Annotated in this window: 22 protein-coding genes; 12 read left to right on the top strand and 10 right to left on the bottom strand. The window is 48.3% G+C overall.

The annotated features are described in order from the left end of the window. Positions 1–40 precede the first annotated feature (40 nt). Entirely contained in the window at positions 41–1132 is a 1092-nt protein-coding gene (locus ACP7H9_RS04365) for an OmpA family protein (protein ID WP_110013959.1), read from the top strand. A gap of 112 nt (positions 1133–1244) precedes the next feature. Continuing rightward, positions 1245–1961 (top strand): tRNA (guanosine(46)-N7)-methyltransferase TrmB, encoded by a 717-nt coding sequence (gene trmB / locus ACP7H9_RS04360; protein WP_110013960.1) that lies wholly within the window; start codon positions 1245–1247, stop codon positions 1959–1961. Positions 1962–1978: 17 nt separating this feature from the next. On the opposite strand, the gene hemW is transcribed toward trmB, so the two are convergent. Next, complete coding sequence (gene hemW, locus ACP7H9_RS04355; RefSeq protein WP_439222229.1) at positions 1979–3130, bottom strand: radical SAM family heme chaperone HemW; 1152 nt, start codon at positions 3128–3130, stop codon at positions 1979–1981. After that, a complete protein-coding gene (gene rdgB, locus ACP7H9_RS04350) occupies positions 3127–3735 on the bottom strand; it encodes an RdgB/HAM1 family non-canonical purine NTP pyrophosphatase (RefSeq protein WP_110013998.1) in 609 nt (202 codons plus the stop codon). Before rdgB ends, hemW begins: the two co-directional genes overlap by 4 nt. 133 nt (positions 3736–3868) lie before the next feature. Between rdgB and ACP7H9_RS04345 the strand changes: the two genes are divergently transcribed. Continuing rightward, positions 3869–5593 (top strand): potassium/proton antiporter, encoded by a 1725-nt coding sequence (locus tag ACP7H9_RS04345; RefSeq protein WP_011235206.1) that lies wholly within the window; start codon positions 3869–3871, stop codon positions 5591–5593. Positions 5594–5595: 2 nt separating this feature from the next. Here ACP7H9_RS04345 and ACP7H9_RS04340 read toward each other — a convergent pair whose 3' ends face one another. Genes ACP7H9_RS04340 through ACP7H9_RS04325 form a run of 4 tightly spaced genes read right to left on the bottom strand, consistent with a single transcriptional unit; the run spans position 5596 to position 8111 of the window. Beyond that, positions 5596–6018, bottom strand: a complete 423-nt coding sequence (locus ACP7H9_RS04340; protein WP_011235205.1) for a DUF4426 domain-containing protein — start codon at positions 6016–6018, stop codon at positions 5596–5598. Between the two features lie 22 nt (positions 6019–6040). After that, a complete protein-coding gene (locus ACP7H9_RS04335) occupies positions 6041–6568 on the bottom strand; it encodes a YggT family protein (RefSeq protein ID WP_011235204.1) in 528 nt (175 codons plus the stop codon). A gap of 8 nt (positions 6569–6576) precedes the next feature. Next, positions 6577–7401 carry a pyrroline-5-carboxylate reductase gene (gene proC / locus ACP7H9_RS04330; RefSeq protein WP_439222228.1) on the bottom strand — a complete coding sequence of 275 codons (825 nt, stop codon included), beginning with the start codon at positions 7399–7401 and terminating at the stop codon, positions 6577–6579. Continuing rightward, positions 7401–8111, bottom strand: coding sequence for a YggS family pyridoxal phosphate-dependent enzyme (locus tag ACP7H9_RS04325; RefSeq protein WP_439222227.1), 711 nt, complete (start codon positions 8109–8111; stop codon positions 7401–7403). Before ACP7H9_RS04325 ends, proC begins: the two co-directional genes overlap by 1 nt. A gap of 36 nt (positions 8112–8147) precedes the next feature. Here ACP7H9_RS04325 and ACP7H9_RS04320 point away from each other — a divergent pair, with 36 nt between their 5' ends. Then, on the top strand, positions 8148–9182 hold the full coding sequence (locus ACP7H9_RS04320) for a type IV pilus twitching motility protein PilT (protein WP_114982171.1): 1035 nt from the start codon (positions 8148–8150) through the stop codon (positions 9180–9182). Further along, positions 9182–10222: a phosphodiesterase gene (locus tag ACP7H9_RS04315; protein WP_439222226.1), complete on the top strand. Its 1041-nt coding sequence runs from the start codon at positions 9182–9184 to the stop codon at positions 10220–10222. The genes ACP7H9_RS04320 and ACP7H9_RS04315 overlap by 1 nt, the downstream gene beginning before the upstream one ends. Here ACP7H9_RS04315 and ACP7H9_RS04310 read toward each other — a convergent pair. Then, positions 10200–11756 carry an amidase gene (locus ACP7H9_RS04310; RefSeq protein WP_439222225.1) on the bottom strand — a complete coding sequence of 519 codons (1557 nt, stop codon included), beginning with the start codon at positions 11754–11756 and terminating at the stop codon, positions 10200–10202. The genes ACP7H9_RS04315 and ACP7H9_RS04310 overlap by 23 nt on opposite strands. Positions 11757–11882: 126 nt before the next feature. Between ACP7H9_RS04310 and tsaD the strand changes: the two genes are divergently transcribed. Then, positions 11883–12917 (top strand): tRNA (adenosine(37)-N6)-threonylcarbamoyltransferase complex transferase subunit TsaD, encoded by a 1035-nt coding sequence (gene tsaD, locus ACP7H9_RS04305; RefSeq protein WP_439222224.1) that lies wholly within the window; start codon positions 11883–11885, stop codon positions 12915–12917. On the opposite strand, the gene plsY is transcribed toward tsaD, so the two are convergent. Continuing rightward, positions 12901–13491, bottom strand: coding sequence for a glycerol-3-phosphate 1-O-acyltransferase PlsY (gene plsY, locus ACP7H9_RS04300; protein ID WP_110013966.1), 591 nt, complete (start codon positions 13489–13491; stop codon positions 12901–12903). The two genes, tsaD and plsY, sit on opposite strands and share 17 nt — an antisense overlap. 97 nt (positions 13492–13588) lie before the next feature. Here plsY and folB point away from each other — a divergent pair, with 97 nt between their 5' ends. Beyond that, positions 13589–13972 carry a dihydroneopterin aldolase gene (folB, locus tag ACP7H9_RS04295; RefSeq protein WP_439222223.1) on the top strand — a complete coding sequence of 128 codons (384 nt, stop codon included), beginning with the start codon at positions 13589–13591 and terminating at the stop codon, positions 13970–13972. A gap of 11 nt (positions 13973–13983) precedes the next feature. Further along, positions 13984–14493: a 2-amino-4-hydroxy-6-hydroxymethyldihydropteridine diphosphokinase gene (gene folK / locus ACP7H9_RS04290; protein ID WP_439222222.1), complete on the top strand. Its 510-nt coding sequence runs from the start codon at positions 13984–13986 to the stop codon at positions 14491–14493. Here the strand turns inward: folK and ACP7H9_RS04285 are convergent. Further along, the gene (locus ACP7H9_RS04285; RefSeq protein WP_439222221.1) at positions 14490–15602 is read right to left on the bottom strand and encodes a multifunctional CCA tRNA nucleotidyl transferase/2'3'-cyclic phosphodiesterase/2'nucleotidase/phosphatase; all 1113 of its coding nucleotides are present in this window, start codon (positions 15600–15602) and stop codon (positions 14490–14492) included. The two genes, folK and ACP7H9_RS04285, sit on opposite strands and share 4 nt — an antisense overlap. A gap of 109 nt (positions 15603–15711) precedes the next feature. On the opposite strand from ACP7H9_RS04285, the gene ACP7H9_RS04280 reads away from it, so the two are divergent. From ACP7H9_RS04280 to ACP7H9_RS04265, 4 genes are all read left to right on the top strand, one after another. Further along, positions 15712–17130: an ExeA family protein gene (locus ACP7H9_RS04280; RefSeq protein ID WP_439222220.1), complete on the top strand. Its 1419-nt coding sequence runs from the start codon at positions 15712–15714 to the stop codon at positions 17128–17130. A 25-nt stretch (positions 17131–17155) separates the two neighbouring features. Continuing rightward, positions 17156–17866 carry a general secretion pathway protein GspB gene (locus tag ACP7H9_RS04275; protein WP_110013971.1) on the top strand — a complete coding sequence of 237 codons (711 nt, stop codon included), beginning with the start codon at positions 17156–17158 and terminating at the stop codon, positions 17864–17866. A 108-nt stretch (positions 17867–17974) separates the two neighbouring features. After that, positions 17975–19759 carry an acyl-CoA dehydrogenase C-terminal domain-containing protein gene (locus tag ACP7H9_RS04270; protein WP_011235191.1) on the top strand — a complete coding sequence of 595 codons (1785 nt, stop codon included), beginning with the start codon at positions 17975–17977 and terminating at the stop codon, positions 19757–19759. Further along, the gene (locus ACP7H9_RS04265; RefSeq protein ID WP_439222219.1) at positions 19749–20186 is read left to right on the top strand and encodes a hypothetical protein; all 438 of its coding nucleotides are present in this window, start codon (positions 19749–19751) and stop codon (positions 20184–20186) included. The genes ACP7H9_RS04270 and ACP7H9_RS04265 overlap by 11 nt, the downstream gene beginning before the upstream one ends. Before the next feature lie 49 nt (positions 20187–20235). Here ACP7H9_RS04265 and putA read toward each other — a convergent pair whose 3' ends face one another. Then, positions 20236–23403 (bottom strand): bifunctional proline dehydrogenase/L-glutamate gamma-semialdehyde dehydrogenase PutA, encoded by a 3168-nt coding sequence (gene putA / locus ACP7H9_RS04260; protein WP_011235189.1) that lies wholly within the window; start codon positions 23401–23403, stop codon positions 20236–20238. Between the last annotated feature and the right edge of the window lie 163 nt (positions 23404–23566).

Below are 23566 nucleotides of genomic sequence, written 5' to 3'. Positions count from 1 at the left end.
TCCGAGCATGATTGTTATTGCAATTAAAAGGAGCTTTGCAATGAAAACCTTAAATTTAATCACTATATCTTTGCTAACCGCTGGATTAACCGCTCCAGTTTTTGCGCAGCAGACCGAGGTTGAGCAAAACGACTTTTATCTGGGCGCACGCTTGGGGGCTTTTTCTGCCGACGACGATCGCGTTGCGGTAAAGAATGGGCAAGTATTCTCTGTTGATGACGGTTTCAAAACCATTACTTCGGGTGTTGAAGCCGGCATGATGTTTACCGAGGCATGGGAAGCCCGTATTTATTATGACTACATGGAAGCCGACCTGGTTGGTGCAGGCGATGCATATGGCGACAGCTACGGTGTTGATGCGCTATACCACTTCAACAACAACTTTTATGCTGGTTTAGGTGTGAACAATACTGAAATTGGCGATGTCACGGATGTTGCTGCACGAGTCACGCTTGGTCATCGTAGCTTTATTACCGATAATCTGGCATGGCGTGTGGAAGGTGGTGCTCAGCGTGGTTGGGAAGAAGACTACACCGAAATGTTCGCAAACGTTGGTCTGCAATGGTTCTTTGGTGGTCGCGATACCAGCCCTGAACCTAGAACACGTCCAGAGCCACGTCCTGAACCTCAACAAGCGGCACCTGAGCCGGAGTCTAAACCTGTAGATTCTGATGGTGACGGCGTTGTTGATTCAAAAGACAAATGTGCCAATACACCTAAAAATTACTCAGTAGATGAGACCGGCTGTATTCTTTATGAAAACGAGACTATAACTGAAGAGTTGCTGGTGGAGTTTGACTTAAACTCTTCGAACATCCGCAGTGGTGAACGGTCAGATATTAAAGATATGGCGGAGTTCATGAAAGAGCATCCACAGTTGGATATCACTATTCACGGACATACGGACAGCACGGGCGAAGCGAAATATAACCAGTGGTTGTCTGAACGTCGCGCAGAAGCTGTTGCCAATGCACTTGTTAAGCAACACGGTATTGAGAAAAGCCGCGTTGACTTCAAAGGTCACGGTGAATCTCAACCGAAAGTTCGCGAGAACAGCGCCGCTGATCGTCAGACAAACCGTCGCATAGAAGCAACATTGAAAGTCGTAAACCGGGTACCTAAAACTCGTTAATACCGATTGTATTGATTGCTTGAAATAGCGATAATAGCTCTACTCTAAACAGGCCTGATTTTTCAGGCCTGTTTTTTTGGTATTCGCTAAGTCATTAATTTTCAGGAAAGTCATGAGCCATTTTAAAAGTGCCGAAGAAGCAGCTGCTGCGGGAAAATATGTTAGAACAGTGCGCAGCTTTGTGAAAAGAGAAGGAAGACTGACCAAAGGCCAGGCGGCGGCTATTGAACGTCTATGGCCAACCGTTGGGTTAACGCTGGAAAATGGACGACTGGATCTTGCTATGGTCTTCGGCCGTGAAGCCCCGGTAACGCTGGAAATTGGTTTTGGTATGGGGCATTCACTAGTTGAGATGGCAGCTAACGCCCCAGAACGTGACTTTATTGGTATAGAAGTGCATGAACCCGGTGTAGGTGCATGCCTTATGGCGGCAGAGGAAGCTGGGGTGAAAAACTTTCGGGTGTTTCATGAAGACGCGGTCGAAGTATTAAAACAATGCATTCCGGATAACAGTTTGAACTGTGTTCAAATTTTCTTTCCCGACCCCTGGCACAAGAAGCGTCACCATAAACGCCGCATTGTACAGCCCGAGTTTGTGCAATTATTAATTCAGAAAATTGAGACTGGCGGAGTTATTCATCTTGCAACAGACTGGGAAAATTACGCAGAGCATATGCTGGAGGTTCTGAATGACGAACCCCGGTTAACCAATTTGTCGTCTTCAGGTGACTACGTACCACGTCCTGAGAACCGCCCAAAAACTAAGTTTGAACGCCGGGGCGAAGGGAAAGGCCATGGCGTTTGGGATCTTCAGTTTAAAACCAATTAATCTGCCACGCTTCTGGGTTAATCCAGAAGCGTATCCAGAACCGAGTTTAGAAATCTGTGACCGCGTTGAGTTAGTTGCCAGTTAAGCTCATCTTCCGTTACAAGCTCCAGAGTTTTCGCTTCCGTTAACTGCTTTGAGGCTAGCTCTGCAGAAAGAGCTGTGGTTTGTTCAAAGTTACTTTTACTAACCGGCTCAAGTAAGCGGAATTGGTTCATGAAAAATTCAAACAAGCGGTCTTCTACTGCAACTTCTTTTAATTGATAGCGCAGAGGCTTGGTTAAATCTAAATAGCCTTTGGGGTGCTTCACTTTTTCGCAACGCAGAATTTTATTTTGTTGAGGCAGAGTGACTTTGCTGTGGGCTCCGCAACCAATACCTAAATAGTCGCCATATTGCCAGTAGTTACGGTTGTGCCTGCTTTGATGGCCGGGTTTAGCGTAAGCGCTCACTTCGTACTGAGAATAACCCGCAGCCTCCAGAAGTTTATGGCCCTGCTGGTAAATTTCCCACAGTGTATCGTCGTCCGGTAGTTCCGGAGGTTGGCTCGCAAACAGCGTGTTAGGCTCAATAGTCAACTGATACCAGGAGATATGCGGCGGGTTCAGGGCAATGACCTGACGTAGGTCGTCTAATGCCATTTCTACGGTTTGATCCGGTAAACCATGCATAAGGTCGAGATTGAAACTGGATAGCGGTAATTCACTTGCGTGCGCAGCCGCATCCTTTGCCTGTTGCGGGTTGTGAATACGCCCCAGGCGTTGTAACTGATGTTCCTGTAAGCTCTGAACACCGATAGACAAGCGGTTGATGCCTGCGGCCACGAATGCAGAGAACTTCTCGGTCTCAAAGGTTCCCGGGTTGGCTTCCATAGTCACTTCGCAATCGGGACTTAGTGCGACTATTGAACGAACGCCGTCCATTAACTGCTGTATTGCTTTTGCAGACAATACACTCGGCGTCCCCCCGCCGATAAATATTGACTGAATTTCCCGACCCTGAACCCAGTCAATGTCGGCTCGTAAGTCTTCTAAAAGACGGCCGACGTAGCTTGCTTCAGGTACATCTCCGGTCAGTTTATGTGAGTTAAAATCACAATAAGGGCATTTTTGAATACACCAAGGAATGTGTATATACAGCGATAACGGCGGAAGCGTCAGAGGAGAAGTCATTTAGCCAGCTGCTCCAGCAGTTGCTTCAAAGCTTGTCCGCGGTGGCTGAGTGCTTGTTTTTCTGTTTTGCTTAACTGCGCTGCGGAACATTTTTTTTCCTTAACCCAGAACACAGGGTCGTAGCCGAAACCTTCTTCTCCAACCGGGTGAGTTAATATGTGTCCATCCCAGCGGCCCTGACAGATGATTGGTGTCGGATCTTCCGCACTTTGCATATAAACCAGTACGCAATGAAAACTGGCCTGACGCTGGCTTTCTCCAACGCCCTCTAAGGCTTTCAGTAGTTTATTGATATTGTCAGAGTCGGTGGCATTGCCGCCAGCGTAGCGGGCCGAGTAAACGCCCGGAGCGCCATTTAAAGCGGTAACGGCCAGACCTGAATCATCAGCAATAGCAGGTAACCCCGTTTGCTGGCATGCGTGGCGCGCTTTTATAATGGCATTTTCGACAAAAGTGGTGCCGGTTTCATCGGCCTCAGCGAAGTCCCACTCTGACTGCGGGCGAACTTGCCAGTCGGCCGTGGCATGTGTCTGACTTAACATGTGACGCAACTCTGCAACTTTTCCTGCGTTGCCGGTAGCCAGCACTAAGGTGTTTTGTGACATCATAAGCGAACCTGTACCTTAATTATCAAGAGGCACAGGATAAAGGGTTTTAACGTGATTTGAAATCTAACATTAGCCTCCAAGTGAAACCTGCTATGATGAACAAGCAGAGACAAAGATAAGGAGATTCTATTTGGATTCGGCTAACACCTTGATTTTATTGTGTGGCTTGCTGCTGGTTGTCAGCATTTTAGCCGCTGTAGCATCCAACCGGCTGGGTGCACCTGTACTGCTGACCTTTTTGTTAATTGGCATGTTAGCGGGTGAGCAAGGTGTATTAGGTGTCGAATTTAACAATCCGGATATCGCGTTTTTTATTGGCTCTGCAGCTTTGGTTATTATCCTGTTTGATGGTGGGATGCGAACGCACCCTGAGCGTTTTCGGGTAGCCCTCTGGCCCGCTATTAGCCTGGCAACTATAGGTGTTGCGTTAACCTGTACTCTGGTGGCTTCCGCCGCGGTATATTGGTTTGGTTTACCCTGGCCTGCGGCTTTACTAATGGGAGCCATACTAAGTTCAACAGATGCCGCCGCGGTGTTTGGTATCTTTCAGTCCCGCGGGTTGCAGATTAAAGAGCGGGTCGCATCAACCCTTGAAATAGAGTCGGGCAGTAACGACCCCATGGCCGTTATTCTGACTTTAACCATGACCGGTGCCGTAGCCAGCGGCAGCTTCCCTGACTGGTACTGGGTAGGTCTTGATGTCATCTGGCAGCTAATTGGCGGCCTTACCATAGGTTGGCTAGGTGGTCGGTTATTCATTATTGCGGCGCGTAAGTTGCCTCTTAGTTTCAGCTTTTTTCCATTGCTAGCAGTAGCCTGCGCTATTTCCATTTATGCGTTAACAGCAAAACTTCATGCCAGTGGGTTTCTGGCGGTCTATTTAATGGGCTTTGTTATTGGCAATGCGCGGCTACCCCAACTCGTGCATATACTGCAAGTGCAGGATGGGCTGGCCTGGCTTAGTCAGATAGCTATGTTCCTTATTCTGGGGTTATTGGTTGTTCCTTCTCATTTAATGGCTAATGCGCCGGTAGCCATTGGTATTGCCTTTACTTTAATTTTTATTGCCCGCCCGTTAGCTGTCGTTGTTAGCTTACTGCCGTTCAGTTTTCCCTGGCGTGAACAGGTGTTTATCAGCTGGGTGGGTTTAAGAGGTGCTGTTCCTATTATACTGGCGCTATTCCCCTGGCTAAGTGGCGTACCTGATCAAGAACTGTATTTTGATATTGCTTTTGTTGTGGTCATGATCTCACTCATTATCCAGGGGTGGAGTATTGCACCGGTAGCGCGTTGGTTAGGGCTTGAGGTGCCGTTAAAAGCTAAACCTCAGCAGCGTATGCCGCTGTCCTCAGTGCCCAGTAAGGAAGCGTTAGAAGTCTGGCTTTATCAAATCGACAAAAACTCGCCAGCTTGTGACCATACCTGGAAGGAGCTAAAACTAACGGCTCCGGCTACCTTCGTTGGGTTAATTCGCGATGGTGAATGGTTACAGCCAGAAACTCAGCCTATGGTGGAAGAGGGTGATGGCCTACTGGTCGCCGCGACGGTAAACGATATTGATGAAGTGAGCAGAATTCTCGCATCAGGTGGTAAGGGCTTAAAAGTATCCGAGAAAGACTTCTTTGGCGACTTTACTTTACGAGGCGACCTGACGCTGGCTGATGTCGGGAGCTTTTATCCTCTGGGTAATCTGGACGATGCTCTACTGAGTACGACAATCGCTGATTACTTCTCGCAGAAATTCCATCGCCGCGTTGTTATTGGTGACAATATACGTTTGGGCGATGTCATTCTGACGGTAAGGAAAATCAGTGATAAAGGTGATATTCAGTCAATAGGCGTTAAGCCGGTTTAAAGCTAATCGTTTAACCAGAACTCCTGGTTAAATTTAAACTGCTGCTCACCAACCTGGATGGTGAAACGCAGGGTTTCGGCATTAGAGTGCTCAAACTGAGCCAGGTAATAACTGGCATCACCTTCAGTTACCTGTTGAAAGTCGAGCTCCTGTATTTGTCCCAGCGGATTAACCACTTGCCCGGTTACCCCGGGTGTTTGCGCTTTTTGAGTCTTTTTATCCAATACCGCAATATTGAGCACGCCTTTCGATGCGCTGCGGGTTAAGTTGTATTGCGTCGCAATAGCGGGAGATAAAGAGGTGGAGTTAAAAGCGCTGTAGTGAACATCCCAGTCGCCTAGTGTCTCTTTCTGTTCAGCCATAACAAAGCCTGAAAATATTAAAGAAACGACCATTACTGTTTTAACAAAGAATGTTTTACTCATCACTTTTCCTCCACCAGTAGCATTAAACACCAATTAATATGCGTAAAAACTGCAGTCCAATAATGACAACCAGTACCGATAAATCTAAGCCTCCAATTGGAGGAAGAATTTTACGTACAGGCGCTAATAACGGCTCTGTAATTTGGTGCAACATGGCTTCTACCGGGTTGTACCCCTGTGAGAACCAGCTGAGTATTGCCCGAATAACCAGTACCCAGAACAACATTGACAGCAAACTGCTTACAGCCGTTAATATTCCCTGAATAACAATCACCAGCGGGTCAACAACTAAGTTGTTAAGCCAGACCAGCGCCGCTACTTTTAGCATGCCTAATGCTAACGCAAAAATTAAGCTGGCTGTGTCCAGCTTGCCCAGCATTGGCATAAAGCTGCGCAGCGGGCCCACGACAGGCTGGGTTGCCTTATAAACAAACTGGCTGACCGGGTTATAAAAATCAGCTTGAGTTAACTGCATCCAGAGTCGCAAAAGTACGATGACCAAATACAGGTCAATTATGGTTGCGACTAAAAATGTAAGGGCGTTATTCATAGTGACTCCTAAAAGAGTTTCGCCATTTCCTGATTACGGTTAACCGCAGCTTTTACCGCTTTTTCCGAAATGCCGTGTAAGTCAGAGTCTTGGTAGGCTTCAACACCTTTTGCTGTTGAGCCGCCTTTACTGGTGACTTGTTTGCGCAAGTCTTCCAATGATAACTCACTTTCTTTGGCCATTTGAGCTGCACCTAAGCAGGTTTGCTGAACCATAGCGCGCGCTTTCTCGGCATCAAAACCAAGCTCGGTTGCAGCTTTTGCCAAGCTGTCCATAAACTCGAAAAAGTAAGCTGGCCCACTGCCTGCTACGGCGCCAAGAATATCGAGCTGATCTTCGTCACTAACCCAGAGTGTTTCACCTACGCCATTAAAGGCTTCGGTTACAAAGTTTTTATCGGCTTCGTCAACGGAATCGTCAGTAACTAAACCTGACATGCCCTGACCTACCAGTGACGGCGTATTTGGCATAACCCGGATAATACGGATGTTTTCGCCTAAATACTCGCGATATTTAGGAATACGAATACCGGCGGCAATGGTAATTATTAATTTGTCTGTCAGGTCGTGAACGTTTTCACGTAAGTGAGCGCAAACTTCCGCCATTAACTGAGGCTTAACCGACAGTACAATAGCGTCAGCGTTATTCACCACTTCCAGATTATCGTTACTGGTATTGACGCCCAGCTCCGATTTCATTTTTTCTAATTTGGCATCGCTGGGGTTACTGACCCAGACTTTGTCAGCAGGGTAACCGCTTTTGCACATACCGCCGACAATGCTTTGTGTCATATTTCCTGCGCCAATGAAGGCAATATTCCGAATGTCGTTCATTAGGACTCCCGTTCTCCAAAAATTGCTGTTCCAATACGTACCATGTTAGCACCCTCAAGCACCGCTTGTCGCATATCACCCGACATCCCCATGGATAAGGTATCAATTTGCTCGCCACAGGTTTGTTGCAGTTGCTCATAAAGGCGAAACATGTGCTGAAAACTTTGCTTGCGTTGCTCTTCCGTTGTTCCTGCTTTGAGTATGGTCATTAAGCCGCGTAATTTAAGCTTTGAGCAACTCATCACATACTCAGCTAATTCTTTAACTTGCTCTGGCGCCAGACCCGACTTGTTGTCATCGTCGTCAATATTCACCTGTAGTAAAATGTTGAGTTGCTCGAGACTGTCTGGGCGCTGTTCATTCAGGCGGCGAGCTATTTTTTCCCGCTCCACGCTTTGTACCCAGTCAAAGTTCTGAGCAATATCTTTTGTCTTATTGGACTGAATCGGTCCAATAAAGTGCCACTGGACCGGGTCGGGTATGTGTTCTTTTAGCTGGGTGATTTTATCAACCGCTTCCTGAACGTAGTTTTCGCCGAAATGCATTTGCCCGGCGGCGATTGCGGCTTTTATTGCATCCAAAGAGTGTTTTTTACTCACGGCTAGCAGTTTCACTGACTGCCCATGTTGCGACTCTTCGGCTAAAATCTGCAATTGCTGACGTATTTCCGCAAGATTATTTGTTATCTTTTCTGCTACCTTAGTTGTCATTGCCACCGTCATCTCACTGATTCAGGAATAAGATATATGAATGTTAACGAATTACTGGCCTTTAGTGTGAAACAAAATGCCTCGGACTTACATCTGTCTTCCGGCAGTGTTCCTATGATTAGAGTGGATGGGGACATTCGGCCATTAAATCAACCCGAGCATCAGCCGGATGAGCTGAAAGACATGTTGTTTGAGGTGATGACCAAAGGCCAGTGGCAGGAGTTCGAGGAAAAATTTGAGTGTGATTTTTCCTTTGAAATAGAAGGCGTTGCGCGTTTCCGTGCCAACGTGTTTACCCAGCGCAAAGGCATTGCCGCCGCTTTTCGTATGATACCTGCCGAAGTCACCACTTTAGAGCAACTGGATGCTCCGGAGATATTTAAGGACATTGTCAGTGCTAACCGGGGTTTAGTGTTAGTAACCGGACCGACTGGCTCGGGTAAATCAACCACATTGGCGGCAATGGTTAATTATTTGAATCAAAACCGCTCGTTGCATATTTTAACCATTGAAGACCCCATAGAGTTTGTTCACGACAATCAAAAAAGCCTGGTCAGCCAGCGTGAAGTTCATCGGGACACTCGCAGTTTCAGTGCGGCCCTGCGCTCAGCACTGCGTGAAGACCCTGATGTGATTCTGGTGGGGGAAATGCGCGATTTAGAAACCATCCGTTTAGCTATGACGGCAGCCGAAACCGGGCATTTAGTTTTAGGTACCTTGCATACAACCTCTGCACCTAAAACTATCGACCGCATTATTGACGTATTTCCGGGCGATGATAAACCGATGATCCGCTCCATGCTGTCAGAATCTTTACGTGCGGTTATCTCGCAGAGCTTGCTAAAACGAGTTGGCGGTGGTCGTGTTGCCGCACATGAAATTATGCTGTCATCGCCGGCTATTAAAAACTTGATTCGAGAAGACAAAGTGGCGCAAATGTACTCCTCTATTCAAACTGGAGCAGAGCGGGGCATGCAAACATTAGATCAGGCACTCAAGAAATTACTGGCTCGTGGCGATATAGAGGCAGAAGAGGCACGCCGCTGTGCGGTGACTAAAGAGGATTTCTAATGCTAATACGGAGCGTTTGGCTGCTTCTGCTGTTGGCTGCGGCGTTTAGTGCGCCCGCACAGCAGACAACACGAGTGGCTTTTGGCTGTTGCATTGACCATACCAAGCGACAGGAAGTCTGGGATGCGATTAATCATGCGCAGCCTGAAGTCTTTGTGTTCCTGGGTGATACTATCGATGAGAACGCCGGCGACATGGACGACTTACTGGATGCCTATGAGGTGTTTAACCGTTACCGCGGGCCACGGGTTCTGCGACGCAACTCTGCGGTTATGTCGGTCTGGAACCGCAACGATTACAGTCTGGATGGCAAGAGCGGAAAAAATAACCCGAATCGCTATGCCGTCCGCAACCACTTTCTTACCTTCTGGCGTGAGCCGGCAACCTCGGAACGGCTGTTTCAAAGTCATGGTATTGCAAAGAGCGTAATTTTTGGGAATGAACCGCAACGTGTGCAGGTTATTGTTCTGGACGGTCGCTGGAACCGTGACCCACTGAGTCAGGTGGGCTGGGTAGAGCGTCAGACTCGCCGCTTTAATGCTGATTTAGGTCCTTATCAGTCGAATAATACGGGCGATTTGCTGGGTGATGAGCAATGGCAGTGGCTTGCAGAGCAATTACAACAGCCTGCCGAAGTCCGCATTATTATGAGCGCGACACCGGTAATAGCTCCTGCCAATGGCTATGATAGCTGGGCACTTTACTTGCGCGAACAAAACCGTTTAAAAGAGTTGTTAACGGAACTGAAACCTTCAGGTTTATTGCTGGCGAGCGGTGACCGCTTGTTCGGTGAGTTCGCTAAGTCAGATGAATTCCTGCCTTATCCACTCTGGCAGGTGACGCCTGGGTCCATTAACTTTGATGGTGAAACGCCTTACTCATCTAGTTATCGCGACGGTGAGGCTTATGCTGAAAGCCGTTACGGTCAAATTGAAGTTATTTGGAAAGAGCAGCCGGAGCTGGAACTAACACTCCGCGATGTCGACGGCCGGCCGCTCGATACTCGTAAACTCAACCTTAGTCAGTTACAACCAGATTAGGCGGTTTACGGTGTTTTGTCGCCTGTTCGTAGGCGAATGCCGCTTCTATGAGCGTGGCCTCAGAGCGTGCAGCACCAAAGAAACTGATACCGACCGGCAGGGCGGGTTCGTCTCCAATTTGGATATAACCCATAGGCACTGATATGTGCGGGTATCCGGCAACGGCCGCCGGTGAACTGGCTGAGCCTGAATAGTTGTCGCCAAGTACGTGATCGATTTTCCAGGCAGGGCTTGTTGTCGGAGCTATTAGTAAGTCGATATTGTTCTCCTGAAGCATGGCATCGATGCCTTCTTTACCTGCCAGCTTTTTGCTTTTGGCCAATGCTTTCTTATAAGCGGCTTCGTCATCCTGAGCCTCGGCCATTTCAAAAAGCTCCTGACCAAATAGTGACAACTCCTGCTCAGGCAATTCATTATTTGCCGCTATCATGTCACTTAAATTGTTAAAGGGCAGATTCGTGCTTTTCAGATAAGCTGCCATATCCTGTTTAAACTCATACAGCAGCACGGTAAATTCATCGCCGCCGTATTCTCCGTAGGTTGTCATCTCAACGTTAATAATTTCAGCTCCCTGAGCTTCCATAATTGAGAGCTGTTGCTCGAACTGTTCGTCAAGCAAGTTGTTGTAACCCATTAAGTTACGAACGACACCAATACGCTTACCTTCGAGTCCGTCTGCTTTTAAATGCGAGGCAAAATTCGTTTCGGTACGATAGCCAGCGGGGTCATCCGGATCGTAAGCTTGCATCGCATCCAGCATTAAGGTGGCTCCGGCTACGCTACGAGCCATTGGGCCTGCAGTATCCTGACTATGAGAAATAGGAATAATGCCATCGCGACTGATAAGGCCCAGCGTTGGCTTGATGGTAACAATGCCATTAACAGCGGCCGGACAGGTTAGCGAGCCATCGGTTTCGGTACCTACCGCAAGTGCAACTAAATCGGCGGCAACAGCGGATGCTGAGCCTGCACTGGAGCCACAAGTGGAACGAGTTCTGTCATACGGATTGACCGCCTGACCGCCAATAGCGCTCCAGCCCGAACTGGAACGGGTCGAGCGAAAATTCGCCCATTCACTTAAGTTGGCTTTACCTAAAATAATGGCACCAGCATCGCGTAATTGCGTTACAAGAAAAGCATCATCTTCCGGGTAGTTTTCTGCGAACAGTAATGACCCCCCTGTATTTGCCATGCCGTCAGCGGTATCGATGTTGTCTTTTAAAAGAACCGGAATACCGTGTAATGGACCGCGAACCTTACCTTGTTCGCGTTCTTCATCAAGCCGTCTGGCATCGGTCAGAGCATTTTCGTTGACGCTGTTTACCGCTCTTAAGTTCGCCCCCTGACGGTTATGACTATTAATGCGTTGCAGGTAATATTGTGTGAGTTGTTCGGCACTTAAATCACCATTGGTCATGGCATTTTGCAACTCAATAACAGAGGCGTCCTGCCAGGAAAACTTGTCCTGCTCCGTTGGTGATATCTGACAGGCCGACAAGGTCAGAATAAATAGAAATGCAACGAGTTGTCTCATGCTAAAGCCTTTGTTGTTTTTATGTTTTCATAAAGTGGCATAACTTTTCCTGTAAGGCGAGTCATGCGAATAAAAATCAGGTAAAATAGCGTCAATTGTCGGTAAATAGCAGAATTGGTTAGTATTATGCGGGTATTGGGTATTGAAACGTCTTGTGATGAAACGGGTGTTGCGGTGTACGACACCGAGAAAGGCTTATTAGCCCACCAGTTGTACTCGCAGGTGAAACTGCATGCCGACTACGGCGGCGTAGTGCCCGAGCTGGCATCTCGTGACCACGTGCGCAAGACCTTACCGTTGATTAAAGCTGCGCTCAAAGAGGCCGGGATTTCGCATCAGCAACTGGATGGTATTGCTTATACCATGGGGCCTGGGCTGGTTGGTGCTCTGTTAGTTGGTGCTTGTATTGGTCGTAGTCTGGCTTTTGGATGGAATTTACCCGCGGTTGGAGTTCATCATATGGAAGGCCATTTGCTGGCGCCTATGCTGGAAGAAAACCAGCCCGAATTTCCTTTTGTCGCCTTGTTGGTTTCCGGCGGGCATACTCAACTGGTTCAAGTAAAAGGTATAGGCGATTATCATTTGCTGGGCGAATCAGTAGACGACGCCGCAGGCGAGGCTTTTGATAAAACAGCTAAGCTAATGGGGCTTGATTATCCCGGGGGGCCGCGATTGGCTGCTCTGGCGGAACAGGGCAACAGCGATCGTTTTACCTTTCCCAGACCAATGACAGACAGACCAGGCCTTAATTTTTCTTTCAGTGGTTTGAAAACTTCTGCGGCTAATACTCTGGCCGCTAATGACAGTGATGAGCAGACCCTGGCGGATATTGCGCGGGCATTTGAAGATGCGGTGGTTGATACCTTGGTGATTAAATGTCGCCGGGCGCTAAAAGAAACCGGCTACAAGCGTTTGGTCGTTGCCGGTGGGGTCAGTGCCAATAAGCATTTACGCGCAAAACTTGAAGCTTTATTAGAAAAAAAGAAGGGTCAGGTGTTTTACCCGCGCACGGAATTTTGCACTGATAACGGTGCGATGATCGCCTTAGCGGGCGCTCTGCGTTTAGAAGCAGGGGAACGTGAGTCATTGGCAGTGAAAACCCATCCGAGATGGCCGATGACAGATTTGAAACCCATGGTGAATATTAGCGACGCCGTTTAAAGGCTTTTTCTTCGCCCGAGGACAAGCGTAGAATATTGGCCTGGTGACGCCAGAGGATTAATAGCGAAATCATAATAACCGGGACTGTGTATTGGGGTTTTATCCAATAGGCATAAAAGGGTGCCAGACAGACGGTTACTAAAGCCGCTAAAGAAGATACCCGGCTGATACGGAAAACCAGTAACCAGGTGGCAATAAGCAACAAAGCCATTTCCCAGGCCACCGGGAACATTGCACCTAAAGCGGTAGCAACGGCTTTACCGCCACGAAAATGGAAGTAAAGCGGGAAAATATGGCCGAGGCAGGCTGCAACGGCAATTAGCCCAAGGAAAAACGGCTCAATGCCGAGAAAGTAAGAGCCCCACACCGGAACCATACCTTTTAAAACATCAAACCAAAGAGTTAATAAAGCAGGGATTTTTCCGCCAACCCGGTAAACATTGGTTGTTCCGGGGTTGCCTGAGCCTTCTTTGCGCGGGTCAGGTAAGCCCCAAAGCCGACAGATAACCACAGCGCTACTGATAGAGCCCAGAAGGTAGGCTAAAAGTATCATCAGTAAAGTAAGCGCTGTCATGGGGTACGAATCCCTCGTTGGTTAAGGTAGACTGCGATTAAAAGTCAATGCCCCTAGAATAAGCGGTTTTTTGGGCAATTACCACGGGTTAACACAAATGGAACAAGCAGATATTGATGTCGTTAGCATTGAAGGCTTAAGCGTAGAGACCATCATTGGTGTCTATGACTGGGAAAAAGAAAAAAAGCAGCAGTTGGTGCTGGATATTCAGATGAGCTGGGATAACCAGCGCGCGGCAACTACTGACAATATTGACGACGCTTTAGATTATGCACTGGTGAGCGAGCGGGTGTCTGCCTGGGTAGCGGAAAAGCCGCGTCAGTTGATAGAAACGGTTGCTGAAGGCGTTGCCAGCCTCATTTTGAATGAATTTGGCGTGCAGAACGTTGAAGTGCGGGTGGCTAAACCGGGAGCTGTGCCTAATGCTAAAACGGTCGCTGTAAGCGTTCGCCGAAGTGTTTTTGACAGCCCCTTTGGGTAAGAGGATAAGTTGTGGCGCAAGTTTTTCTCGGAATAGGCTCTAATACGGATCGTGAAAAACATATTCGGGCAGGGCTGAAAGCCATTGCAAAGAGCTTTGACTGGCAACAACGCTCAAGAATTTTTCGCAGTGCCTCGGTGGGGTTTTCCGGAAGTGATTTTTACAATCTGGTGGTGGAGGTAATAACCAACCTTTCTGTTACCGAAGTTCTGGCTGAATGTAAGCGCATTGAGCAGGAAAACGGACGGATTCCGGGCAGTGCTAAGTTCAGCCCGCGAACATTAGACATTGATGTCTTATTGTATGATGACGTTATTCGGGAGCAACAACCGCAGTTGCCCCGTGGCGAAATTCTTGAAAATGCGTTTGTGCTCTGGCCGCTGGCTGAAATAGCCGGGCACCACTTGCATCCGCTTTTAAATGTGAGTTATGAGCAGTTGTGGGAGCAATACCAGCAAACCCATAAAGACTCACCGCAACAATTAGAGCCAATTAGCGACACTCATTGGCTGGAAGGTTAATTCAATGCCTCAACCAGTATCTGCTCACGCTGTTCGCGTAAGGCATCGCCCAGGGCTTTACCGGTAAAACCTTGCTGCTGCAAAGTCTCAGCGTTAAGTGCTGCGGCTGTTTCTGCGCCCAGACGTAATTTTTTATGCTGATCAGCGACACTTTGTTGTTGCTTAGATTCACTATATTCAGCTTGCCTTAATTGCAGTAACTGCTCCAGCTTTTTCGGTCGGCGCCAGTAGTCTATTTGTTTTAGTATTGCAGCCAGTTGGGCTTTTTCGGGTAACTCCGGTGCGGTAATGAAATCTTCATGATTTCTAGCCAGCAAAGCGCCGTCACGGTAATGATTCGGTATGGCCAGCTGTCTGCAAAACTGCTTCAGGCTCTCAGGGGTTGCTTGCTTTATAAATAAGCTGGCAAATCGCAGTGTCGCTGAATCTGAATAAGCCGATGTTCTTCGCAAACGCTGCAATTGTGAATCATCGGCGGTTATTCCCGGCAACACCTGAGAAAGCGCTTGTATGTCTTTAAGTAGAGTTAAAAAAACGGTTGGCGTTGGGGTTACCAGCGACTTTTCCCATTCGCGCCAGACCCTTTCCGGGACTAAGTGACTAAGTTCCTGACTGGCTGACATTTCCTGCAGCATTTGCTGAGTCTCTTCGGCGACGGTAAAACCTAAGTGGGCAAAACGTGCGGCAAAGCGCGCCACTCTTAATACCCTTAGCGGATCCTCAGTAAAAGCCTCAGAAACATGGCGTAACTTGCGCGCTTTAATATCTTGCACGCCATTGTATGGATCGACTATTTCACCGTCCTCGCTTTGCGCAATGGCGTTAATGGTTAAATCCCGGCGGGCTAAATCATCTTCCAGAGTCACATCGGGAGAGGCGAACACGTCAAAGCTGGTGTGCCCTTTGCCGGATTTTCGTTCAGTCCGGGCCAGTGCGTATTCTTCGCGGGTACTGGGGTGCAGGAACACCGGGAAGTCTTTACCAACTTGCAGAAACCCCTGTTTCAGCAAGTCTTCTGCACGGGCACCGACCACTACCCAGTCGCGTTCGTGTACTGGTAATTTCAGAAGTTTATCGCGTACTGCGCCACCAACTAAGTATACGTCCACTGTTCACCTCAACTTTGTTTGGCATGATCATGTCGAATCACTGGTCGATGTGCAAGCAAGTCGTTACACTGTTGAACAAATAATATTATCAGCACAGTAGCGGGCCGATATGTATCAGAACTATTTTGGTCTTCAGGCAGAGCCTTTCTCCATTGCCCCGGACCCAAATTACCTTTACCTGAGTGAACGGCATCAGGAGGCTTTGGCGCATCTTACACAGGGGCTACAAGGCAGCGGTGGTTTTATTCTGTTAACCGGGGAAGTGGGCACAGGTAAAACCACGGTATCCAGAGCGTTACTGGAGCAGTTGCCCGAGTCAACGGAAACGGCGTTCATCCTCAACCCTATGTTGAATGAAGATGAACTGCTTGCCAGCCTGTGCGATGAGTTTGGTATTCGTTATCAAAAGCGCTCTGCGACCCGTAAAACACTGACCGATAAGCTCAGCCAGTTTTTTCTGAAAGCTAATGATGATGGCCGCCAATGTGTGGTGCTCATTGATGAAGCTCAGCATTTGCGACCACAGGTTCTGGAACAGCTGAGGTTACTGACCAACTTAGAAACTCATGATCGTAAATTGCTTCGAGTCATTTTAATTGGTCAGCCGGAATTACAGGACTTACTGCGCCGACAGGAGCTTCGTCAACTGGCACAGCGTATTACCGCCCGCTATCATATTTTGCCGCTGACAGAGCAGGACACGCAACGCTACATTGCTTACCGCCTGCAGGTGGCTGGCGCAAACCGGCCTTTGTTTACTGCTGCTGCAGGAAGGAAGGCACACCAGTTAACCCAGGGTATTCCCCGCTTATTAAATCTTTATTGTGACCGGGCATTGTTGGCAGCTTATACGGAATCCAGTAGCGAAGTGTTGCCAAGGCATATACAGCAAGCGCATATTGAGCTGAATGGCACTACCGGTAGTCGGAATAGACAGCCGCACTCAGCTTTATGGCGTTGGGCGGGGGCTTTTTTGCTTCTTGTCGCCAGCGCGGTTGGCAGTTACACCCTGATTAACGATACGGAAAAACCGTTGGACGCAACGTCCAGCAGTCAGTATCAGGCCGCAACAGAGTTGGCGAGTGTCTGGGGCTTGCCCGAACCGCCGGTAGATACTGATTTTTGTCAGTGGATAGAACAATATGATCTCGTCTGTCTTGAGTTAAACCAGAGCCTGCAGCAACTGCGCAGCATTAATTACCCGGCATTGCTTTATAGGCGAGATAAAAGCGCCGATTTAATAACCGATGGTACGGCGATAGATACTAATGGCTGGAACGGGGCTTTCCTTATTTTGTATCAACAGCCGCTGGCTGAAAGTGACGACGCACACCAACAGTGGGTTCGTGAACAGCTGATAAAACACCTGGGTTCTAAATGGCAAAGCAAGTCATCGGACGAGCAATTTAAAGAGCTGCAAAAAAGCCAGGGGCTAAAGGTAACCGGGAAACTAGATGAAGCGACAATGGCATGGCTGGCATCACGCGCGTCTGACTTTGGGCCCAGATTGAGTAAAGAAAGCGAATGAAAAAAGCGAGTAAAGAGAGCAAATAATGTCATCCTTATTAAAAGCATTAAAGCAGCAACAGTCGCCATTATTAAAACAAACCTCGGTGCTTGATGCCTCGCTTATGGCTAACGATAAACACAGCCGTAGCTGGAGTTGGTTACTTTGGCCTTTGGTGCTTATTCTCGGCGCAGTGCTGGGCTCTGCCGGAGCTGTTTGGCTTGGTGAAACAAACCAGTCTGAACGTCCTGAAGCGGAAGGCTTCCGGTGGGGAGAAACCGCCAGTATTGAATCGGTTGAATGGGAAGCAGAACCCGAACCTGTTCCGGAGGAAGAACCTGAAGTAACACAGAGTGCTGGTCAACAGCAATTGTCAGAATCGGAGCCAACGGGACAAGCGGGGTCGCAGCGGCAGGCTCTGGATCTTTCTACTGTTTCGCCAGACTTGTTGCAGCGCTTCGAAGCGGCAGTGAACGACACCAGCAATAGCGATGATAATAGAGCCGATACCAGTGTCATACCTTCATTAAGTGAACTTTCGCGCTCGTTTCAGCGAGAGGTTCCTGCGTTTAGTTACGACAGCCATATGTATCGCTCCAGTGCATCTCAGCGGTGGATTGAGCTGAACGGCCAGCGACTGTACGAGGGCGATGCGTTAAATCAGCTGACAATATTGCGAATAGAACCGCAAAAGGTGGTTTTGGTGAAAGACTCACAGGCATTCTCCCAGCCCGCTTTAGAAGACTGGCAACCATAGAAATTATTGACATCCTGCGAAGGGATTCATACTCTTGTGCGATACAGTTTAAACAGGCGTTTAAATTATTAGTTTGAACGCTTTGTAATTTCTACAAGAGGTAATGATATGGCTGACTACAGAGCTCCCCGCGACGACATGGATTTTGTTTTGCATGATGTATTCCGCGTTGCTGATGACTGGCAGCAGACTCCGGAACTTGCCGACATGATGGACGTTGAAACCGCTGGCGCTATTCTTGATGAAGGTGCAAAAGTTGCGGAAAACTTGGTTGCGCCCATAGCCCGTGAAGCAGATGAAGAAGGTGTTAAGTTTAAAGACGGCGAGGTGACAACACCTAAAGGCTATAAAGAGAACTTTCGCCAGCTGGCTGAAGGTGGCTGGGTTGGTGTAACGGCAAATCCCGATTTTGGCGGCATGGGTTTGCCGAAATCTTTATCTGCTCAGTACGAAGAAATGCTTTGCAGCGCGGACATCGCCTTTTCTCTTTACCCGGGCTTAACCTCGGGCGCTATCATGGCAATTAACTCGCATGGCAGTGATGAGCTGAAGAACCATTATTTACCGCGTATGGTTTCGGGGGAATGGACAGGCACTATGTGTCTGACTGAGCCTCACGCCGGAACGGATTTAGGCATTATTCGCAGTAAGGCGATTCCTGCCCAAGACGGCAGTTTTTCGCTTAGCGGCACCAAAATATTTATTACCGGCGGTGAGCATGACTTAACCGACAATATTGTCCACCTGGTGCTGGCTAAATTGCCTGACGCACCGGCGGGTACAAAAGGTATATCGTTGTTTGTGGTGCCTAAGTTTTTATCCGACGAGCAGGGTAACCTGACCGAACGCAACAATGTTAGCTGCGGTTCTATTGAACACAAAATGGGGATTCACGCGTCAGCAACCTGTGTGATGAACTTTGATGGAGCTAAGGCCTGGCTGGTTGGTGAGCCTCATCGCGGTTTACCGGCTATGTTTACCATGATGAACTATGAGCGATTAGGCGTTGGTATTCAGGGGCTGGGTGCAGCAGAACGTTCGTATCAGAATGCTCTGGAGTACGCGAAAGACCGTATTCAGGGGCGTGGTGCAAAAGCAACCCGTAACGACCAAGCCGAAGCCGACTCAATTTTAGTGCATGGCGATGTGCGCCGTATGTTGCTGACCATGAAGTCTCTGACCGAAGGTGGTCGCGCGTTTTCTACCTGGGTGGGGCAGCAGCTCGATCGTTCAAAATACGCCGGGGATGATCAGGTTAGACAAAAAGCCGATGCCATGGTGGCGTTATTGACGCCTGTTGCGAAAGCGTTTTTAACCGACACAGGACTGGAGTCGACCATTCATGGCCAACAGGTTTTCGGCGGGCACGGTTATGTCAGAGAATGGGGCCAGGAACAATTGGTTCGCGATACCCGTATAGCTCAAATATACGAAGGCACTAATGGTATTCAGGCGCTGGACTTGCTGGGTCGTAAAGTTTTTGGTTCACAAGGTCAGCTACTGCAGCCATTTAATGAAGAGATTCAAAGCTTTCTGGATGAAACGGTTACTGGCAGCGAATGGATAAAGCAGCGTGAGCAATTGCAGCAGGCGCTAAATATCCTCAATGGTGTCAGTGAGGAAGTACTGCAAAAAGCAGCTGGTGATGAGAACTTAGTGAACAGTGTGGCGGTTGAGTATCTGCATCTGGTAGGCTATGTTTCTTACGCTTACCTGTGGTTGAAAATGGCAATAGCCGCCGAGCCACTATTAAGCGACAAGCCATACCTTGCAACTAAAGCAAAAACGGCACGTTTCTATTTTGCCCGCATTTTGCCTCGCATTCATAGCCTGGCAGCTGCGATAAAAGATGGTAGTGAAAGCCTTTACTTACATAGTGACGATGAATTCTAAAGACGAAAAAAAAGAAAACAATGCACTGACGTTTTATCGTGATAGTCGCCGCCCCCAGGCCTGGGGCGGCTTCTTTTTAGCGATATGGATGGCAATTTATATTGGTGACGCGGTTCCCTTGTGGATTATTGTTACAGGCGCGCTGCTGACCATGGTTGTTGTTATGGCAATTGTAGTGAAATTCAGGCCATTGCAACCAGCCGCGTTTTATAATGATCTTGAGTTAACGGAAAAACGCCTCATTTTACCTCCCAGAACTTACCAGTTAGAAAGCCCACCTGTACTGCAGCAGTATGAAAAGGATTTAGCCGGTTTGAGTTTTGTGGATGAAAAAGGGCGCAGGCAGGAAATTATTGTCGTTTTAAATGACAGCCTAAGAAAGCAACTGGAAAATTACCAGATTGAGTTAAAAAGTTACGAAGAATAAAGTAAAAAGCCAGCGATTTCTCGCTGGCTTTTTTGTCTCTTGCTGGTCTCTAATCGTCCAGAGACAACAAGGTGGCGTTACCACCAACGGCAGTAATATTATCACTACGCGTTTTTTCGGTAATAAAGCGGGTCAAGTAGTGTGGACCACCGGCTTTCGGTCCGGTACCTGACATACCGCGACCACCAAATGGTTGTACGCCAACAATCGCACCTATCTGGTTACGGTTAATGTACACGTTACCTACATCAATGCGGCTTGCCACGTCGTGAGCAAAGGTTTCGTTACGGCTGTGAATACCAAAAGTTAAACCGAAGCCTGTGTTATTAATACTCTCAATAACCTCGTCAATCTCACTGGTTTTAAAACGAATAACGTGCAGAATAGGACCGAAGTTTTCTTTTACCAACTGGCTGATACTGTCAATTTCAATCGCTGTAGGTGCAACAAAGGTGCCGCCCATAGCGTAATCTGGCAGTGGCGCGCGAGCAATCAGACGGCCGGCCTGCTGGATATCTGATATGTGCTGTTCCAGGTTAGTTTTTGCAATACCGTCGATAACCGGACCAACGTCAGTTTCATGCAGCAGTGGGTCACCAACTTGCAGCTCTTCCATAGCGCCACGTAGTAAGTCGAGAACACGATCAGCAACATCATCCTGTACGAATAGAACTCGCAGGGCTGAACAACGCTGTCCCGCACTCTGGAAGGCACTGGCAACGATATCGGTGACAACCTGTTCCGGCAGAGCGGTAGAGTCAACCATCATGGCGTTCTGTCCGCCGGTTTCAGCAACCAATGGCACAATTGGACCAGTACGTGCCGCTAGTGCGCGGTTAATGGCCTGAGCGGTATAAGTTGAACCGGTAAAGCAAACGCCACCAATGTCTTCCTGGCTGGTTAAATAGCTACCGACCTCGGCACCACTGCCTGGCATAAAGTGCAATACGTTACCCGGAATGCCTGCTTCTAAAGCCAGCTGCACTGCGCGGTATGCGATAAGACCGGTTTGTTCTGCTGGTTTAGCAATAACTGAGTTACCGGTAACCAAAGCGGCTGCAACCTGGCCGACGAAAATGGCAAGAGGGAAGTTCCATGGGCTAATACAAATGAAAGTTCCACGACCTTCAACAAATAGCTCATTGTCTTCGCCTGTCGGACCCGGTAACTGAATAGGGCCACCCATGAGTTCACGCGCCTGATTGGCGTAATAGCGACAGAAATCAACGGCCTCGCGAACTTCGTCGATCCCGTCCTGTAAGCCTTTTCCTGCTTCTACAGAACACAGAGCGATAAGCTCGTTGCGGTTAGCTTCCATTAAGTCGGCAAATTTCTCTAAACATTCCGCTCGCTCGTCGGTAGGAACCTTACGCCAGGATTTGTAGGCAGCGTTCGCACTTTTCAGTGCCTGTTCAGAGAGTTTTTTATCACCCCAGTAGATACTACCAACCTGCTTCGAGGTTTCCTGAGGACTGGTAATACTGACGTGGTGGTCGGTTTCTATGGTTTTCCCATCGACGATGGGGCCGCCTTGCCATTGTTTGTCACGGTACTGTTGAACCGCTGCAATAAAATCATCTGCTTGTGAGTGAATATTCATATTCAATCCTAATGAATTTGTGCGATCCCCATACATTTCTGAGGGAAGTGGAATTTTGCTGTTTGCGTACTTCTCGTAGCCGGACGCGGTTTTCATCGGGTGCTCGACTAAGTCATTGACCGGTGTGTCTGCATCTAGCAGTTTGTGGACAAACGACGAGTTAGCACCGTTCTCCAGAAGCCGGCGGACTAAATACGGCAACAAATCTTTGTGAGGGCCTACTGGTGCGTAGATACGTACCACCATACCTGGATTTTGCTCCATTATGGTGTCGTATAAGCTATCACCCATGCCGTGCAAACGCTGATACTCAATTCTACGCTGGTGGGTCTCATTCATTTGTTGAATGGCCATAAAGGTTTGCGCGTTGTGAGTCGCGAATTGCGGATAAATGGCACCGTCAGTGTCGTCACTTAGTAAGTAACGGGCACAGGCCAGGTATGAAATGTCGCTGTGTGACTTACGAGTAAATACCGGATAACCAAGTAAACCGTTTTCCTGAGTCCACTTAATTTCGTTATCCCAATAAGCCCCTTTTACCAAACGAACAGGAATTTCATCGCCACACTCTTTTGCCAGTGCGGTTATCCAGCACAAGGTTGGTAGTGCACGCTTCGAGTAGGCCTGTACAACCAAACCAAAACGTGGCCAGCCTTTACAGACGCCGCTGCGGTAGACTTTCTCAAACAGCTCCATTGAAAGCTCGTGGCGATCGGCTTCTTCGGCATCAATGGTCACACCAACATCGGCTTCTTTGGCCAGCTTGACCAGTTCAGTCAAAGTGGTGGCCAGCTCAGTTAGTACACGTTCGTGATTTGATGCTTCATAACGAGGGTGCAAGGCTGACAATTTAATTGAAATTGTCGGGCGTGGTGCATCCGGGTTATTGAACTCTTCTTTGGTTATCGTCTTGATTGAGTTGACGTACTGCTGCTTGTAGTAATCCGCATCCTTCATAGTTAATGCGGCTTCGCCAAGCATATCGTAAGCGTGAGTGTAACCCTTGTCACGGTTATCACGGCTTTCTTTCAAGGCTTCCTCAATGGTACGTCCCAATACGAACTGCTTACCCATAATTTGCATGGCGGTATAGGTTGCCTTGCGAATAATGGGTTTACCGAGTTTGCGAACAAGACGACGGAAAGCACCACGAGGTGTTTCCATGGCTTTGCCTGTAGGGTTTGTCACACTGTTTGTCAGTGCCAGCCCCCAGGTACCTGAGTTAACTAACCAGGACGCGCTCTGACCCATATGTTTCTGCCAGTCTCCGCCGGAGAGTTTATCTTGAATTAACGCGTCGGCTGTATAAGCATCAGGAATTCGCAATAGTGCCTCGGCAAGGCACATTAAAATAATACCTTCTTTGGTATCTAGGCTGTACTCTTGCAGAAATGCGTCGACGACGCCGTTATCTGCCTGTTCCCTCACTTGCTCAACTAACTTAGCTGCGCGCTCGGTTACTGCGCTAACCGTATCATCATCGGCAGGAACCAGCGGCAACAGCTCACGCATATATTCGTCTTCATCAACAATATAATTGTCAGTAATTGCCTGCTGTAAGGACTTTAAGTCCTCAGCCTGATGCTGTTTGGATAGCACCTCACTCGCTTTGAACATAGCATCTCCTGTGTAGCCAGGCCGAAGCTCGGCGTGCTTCCCCAAAGTTGGGAATCGGCGCAAGTATAAGCTTATTTTTGCGCGGGTAAAGACCCTTCATGGTCGGATCTCACGTTGCAACTTTTCACCCTTGGTGTCAAGTGAACTAAATGCCCGTGTTTGT

Source organism: Idiomarina sp. ST20R2A10 (genome assembly GCF_051842345.1).
GTDB lineage: Bacteria > Pseudomonadota > Gammaproteobacteria > Enterobacterales > Alteromonadaceae > Idiomarina > Idiomarina loihiensis.
Note: the sequence above shows the minus strand (reverse complement) of the source record. Positions and strands in the feature narration are given on the sequence as shown.

Bases quoted from the DNA above. Each gene is read 5' to 3' on its own strand.
- ACP7H9_RS04365 (WP_110013959.1), top strand. From the start codon at position 41: ATGAAAACCTTAAATTTAATCACTATATCTTTGCTAACCGCTGGATTA.
- trmB (WP_110013960.1), top strand. From the start codon at position 1,245: ATGAGCCATTTTAAAAGTGCCGAAGAAGCAGCTGCTGCGGGAAAATAT.
- hemW (WP_439222229.1), bottom strand. From the start codon at position 3,130: ATGACTTCTCCTCTGACGCTTCCGCCGTTATCGCTGTATATACACATT.
- rdgB (WP_110013998.1), bottom strand. From the start codon at position 3,735: ATGTCACAAAACACCTTAGTGCTGGCTACCGGCAACGCAGGAAAAGTT.
- ACP7H9_RS04340 (WP_011235205.1), bottom strand. From the start codon at position 6,018: ATGAGTAAAACATTCTTTGTTAAAACAGTAATGGTCGTTTCTTTAATA.
- ACP7H9_RS04335 (WP_011235204.1), bottom strand. From the start codon at position 6,568: ATGAATAACGCCCTTACATTTTTAGTCGCAACCATAATTGACCTGTAT.
- proC (WP_439222228.1), bottom strand. From the start codon at position 7,401: ATGAACGACATTCGGAATATTGCCTTCATTGGCGCAGGAAATATGACA.
- ACP7H9_RS04325 (WP_439222227.1), bottom strand. From the start codon at position 8,111: ATGACAACTAAGGTAGCAGAAAAGATAACAAATAATCTTGCGGAAATA.
- ACP7H9_RS04320 (WP_114982171.1), top strand. From the start codon at position 8,148: ATGAATGTTAACGAATTACTGGCCTTTAGTGTGAAACAAAATGCCTCG.
- ACP7H9_RS04315 (WP_439222226.1), top strand. From the start codon at position 9,182: ATGCTAATACGGAGCGTTTGGCTGCTTCTGCTGTTGGCTGCGGCGTTT.
- ACP7H9_RS04310 (WP_439222225.1), bottom strand. From the start codon at position 11,756: ATGAGACAACTCGTTGCATTTCTATTTATTCTGACCTTGTCGGCCTGT.
- tsaD (WP_439222224.1), top strand. From the start codon at position 11,883: ATGCGGGTATTGGGTATTGAAACGTCTTGTGATGAAACGGGTGTTGCG.
- plsY (WP_110013966.1), bottom strand. From the start codon at position 13,491: ATGACAGCGCTTACTTTACTGATGATACTTTTAGCCTACCTTCTGGGC.
- folB (WP_439222223.1), top strand. From the start codon at position 13,589: ATGGAACAAGCAGATATTGATGTCGTTAGCATTGAAGGCTTAAGCGTA.
- ACP7H9_RS04280 (WP_439222220.1), top strand. From the start codon at position 15,712: ATGTATCAGAACTATTTTGGTCTTCAGGCAGAGCCTTTCTCCATTGCC.
- ACP7H9_RS04275 (WP_110013971.1), top strand. From the start codon at position 17,156: ATGTCATCCTTATTAAAAGCATTAAAGCAGCAACAGTCGCCATTATTA.
- ACP7H9_RS04270 (WP_011235191.1), top strand. From the start codon at position 17,975: ATGGCTGACTACAGAGCTCCCCGCGACGACATGGATTTTGTTTTGCAT.
- ACP7H9_RS04265 (WP_439222219.1), top strand. From the start codon at position 19,749: ATGAATTCTAAAGACGAAAAAAAAGAAAACAATGCACTGACGTTTTAT.
- putA (WP_011235189.1), bottom strand. From the start codon at position 23,403: ATGTTCAAAGCGAGTGAGGTGCTATCCAAACAGCATCAGGCTGAGGAC.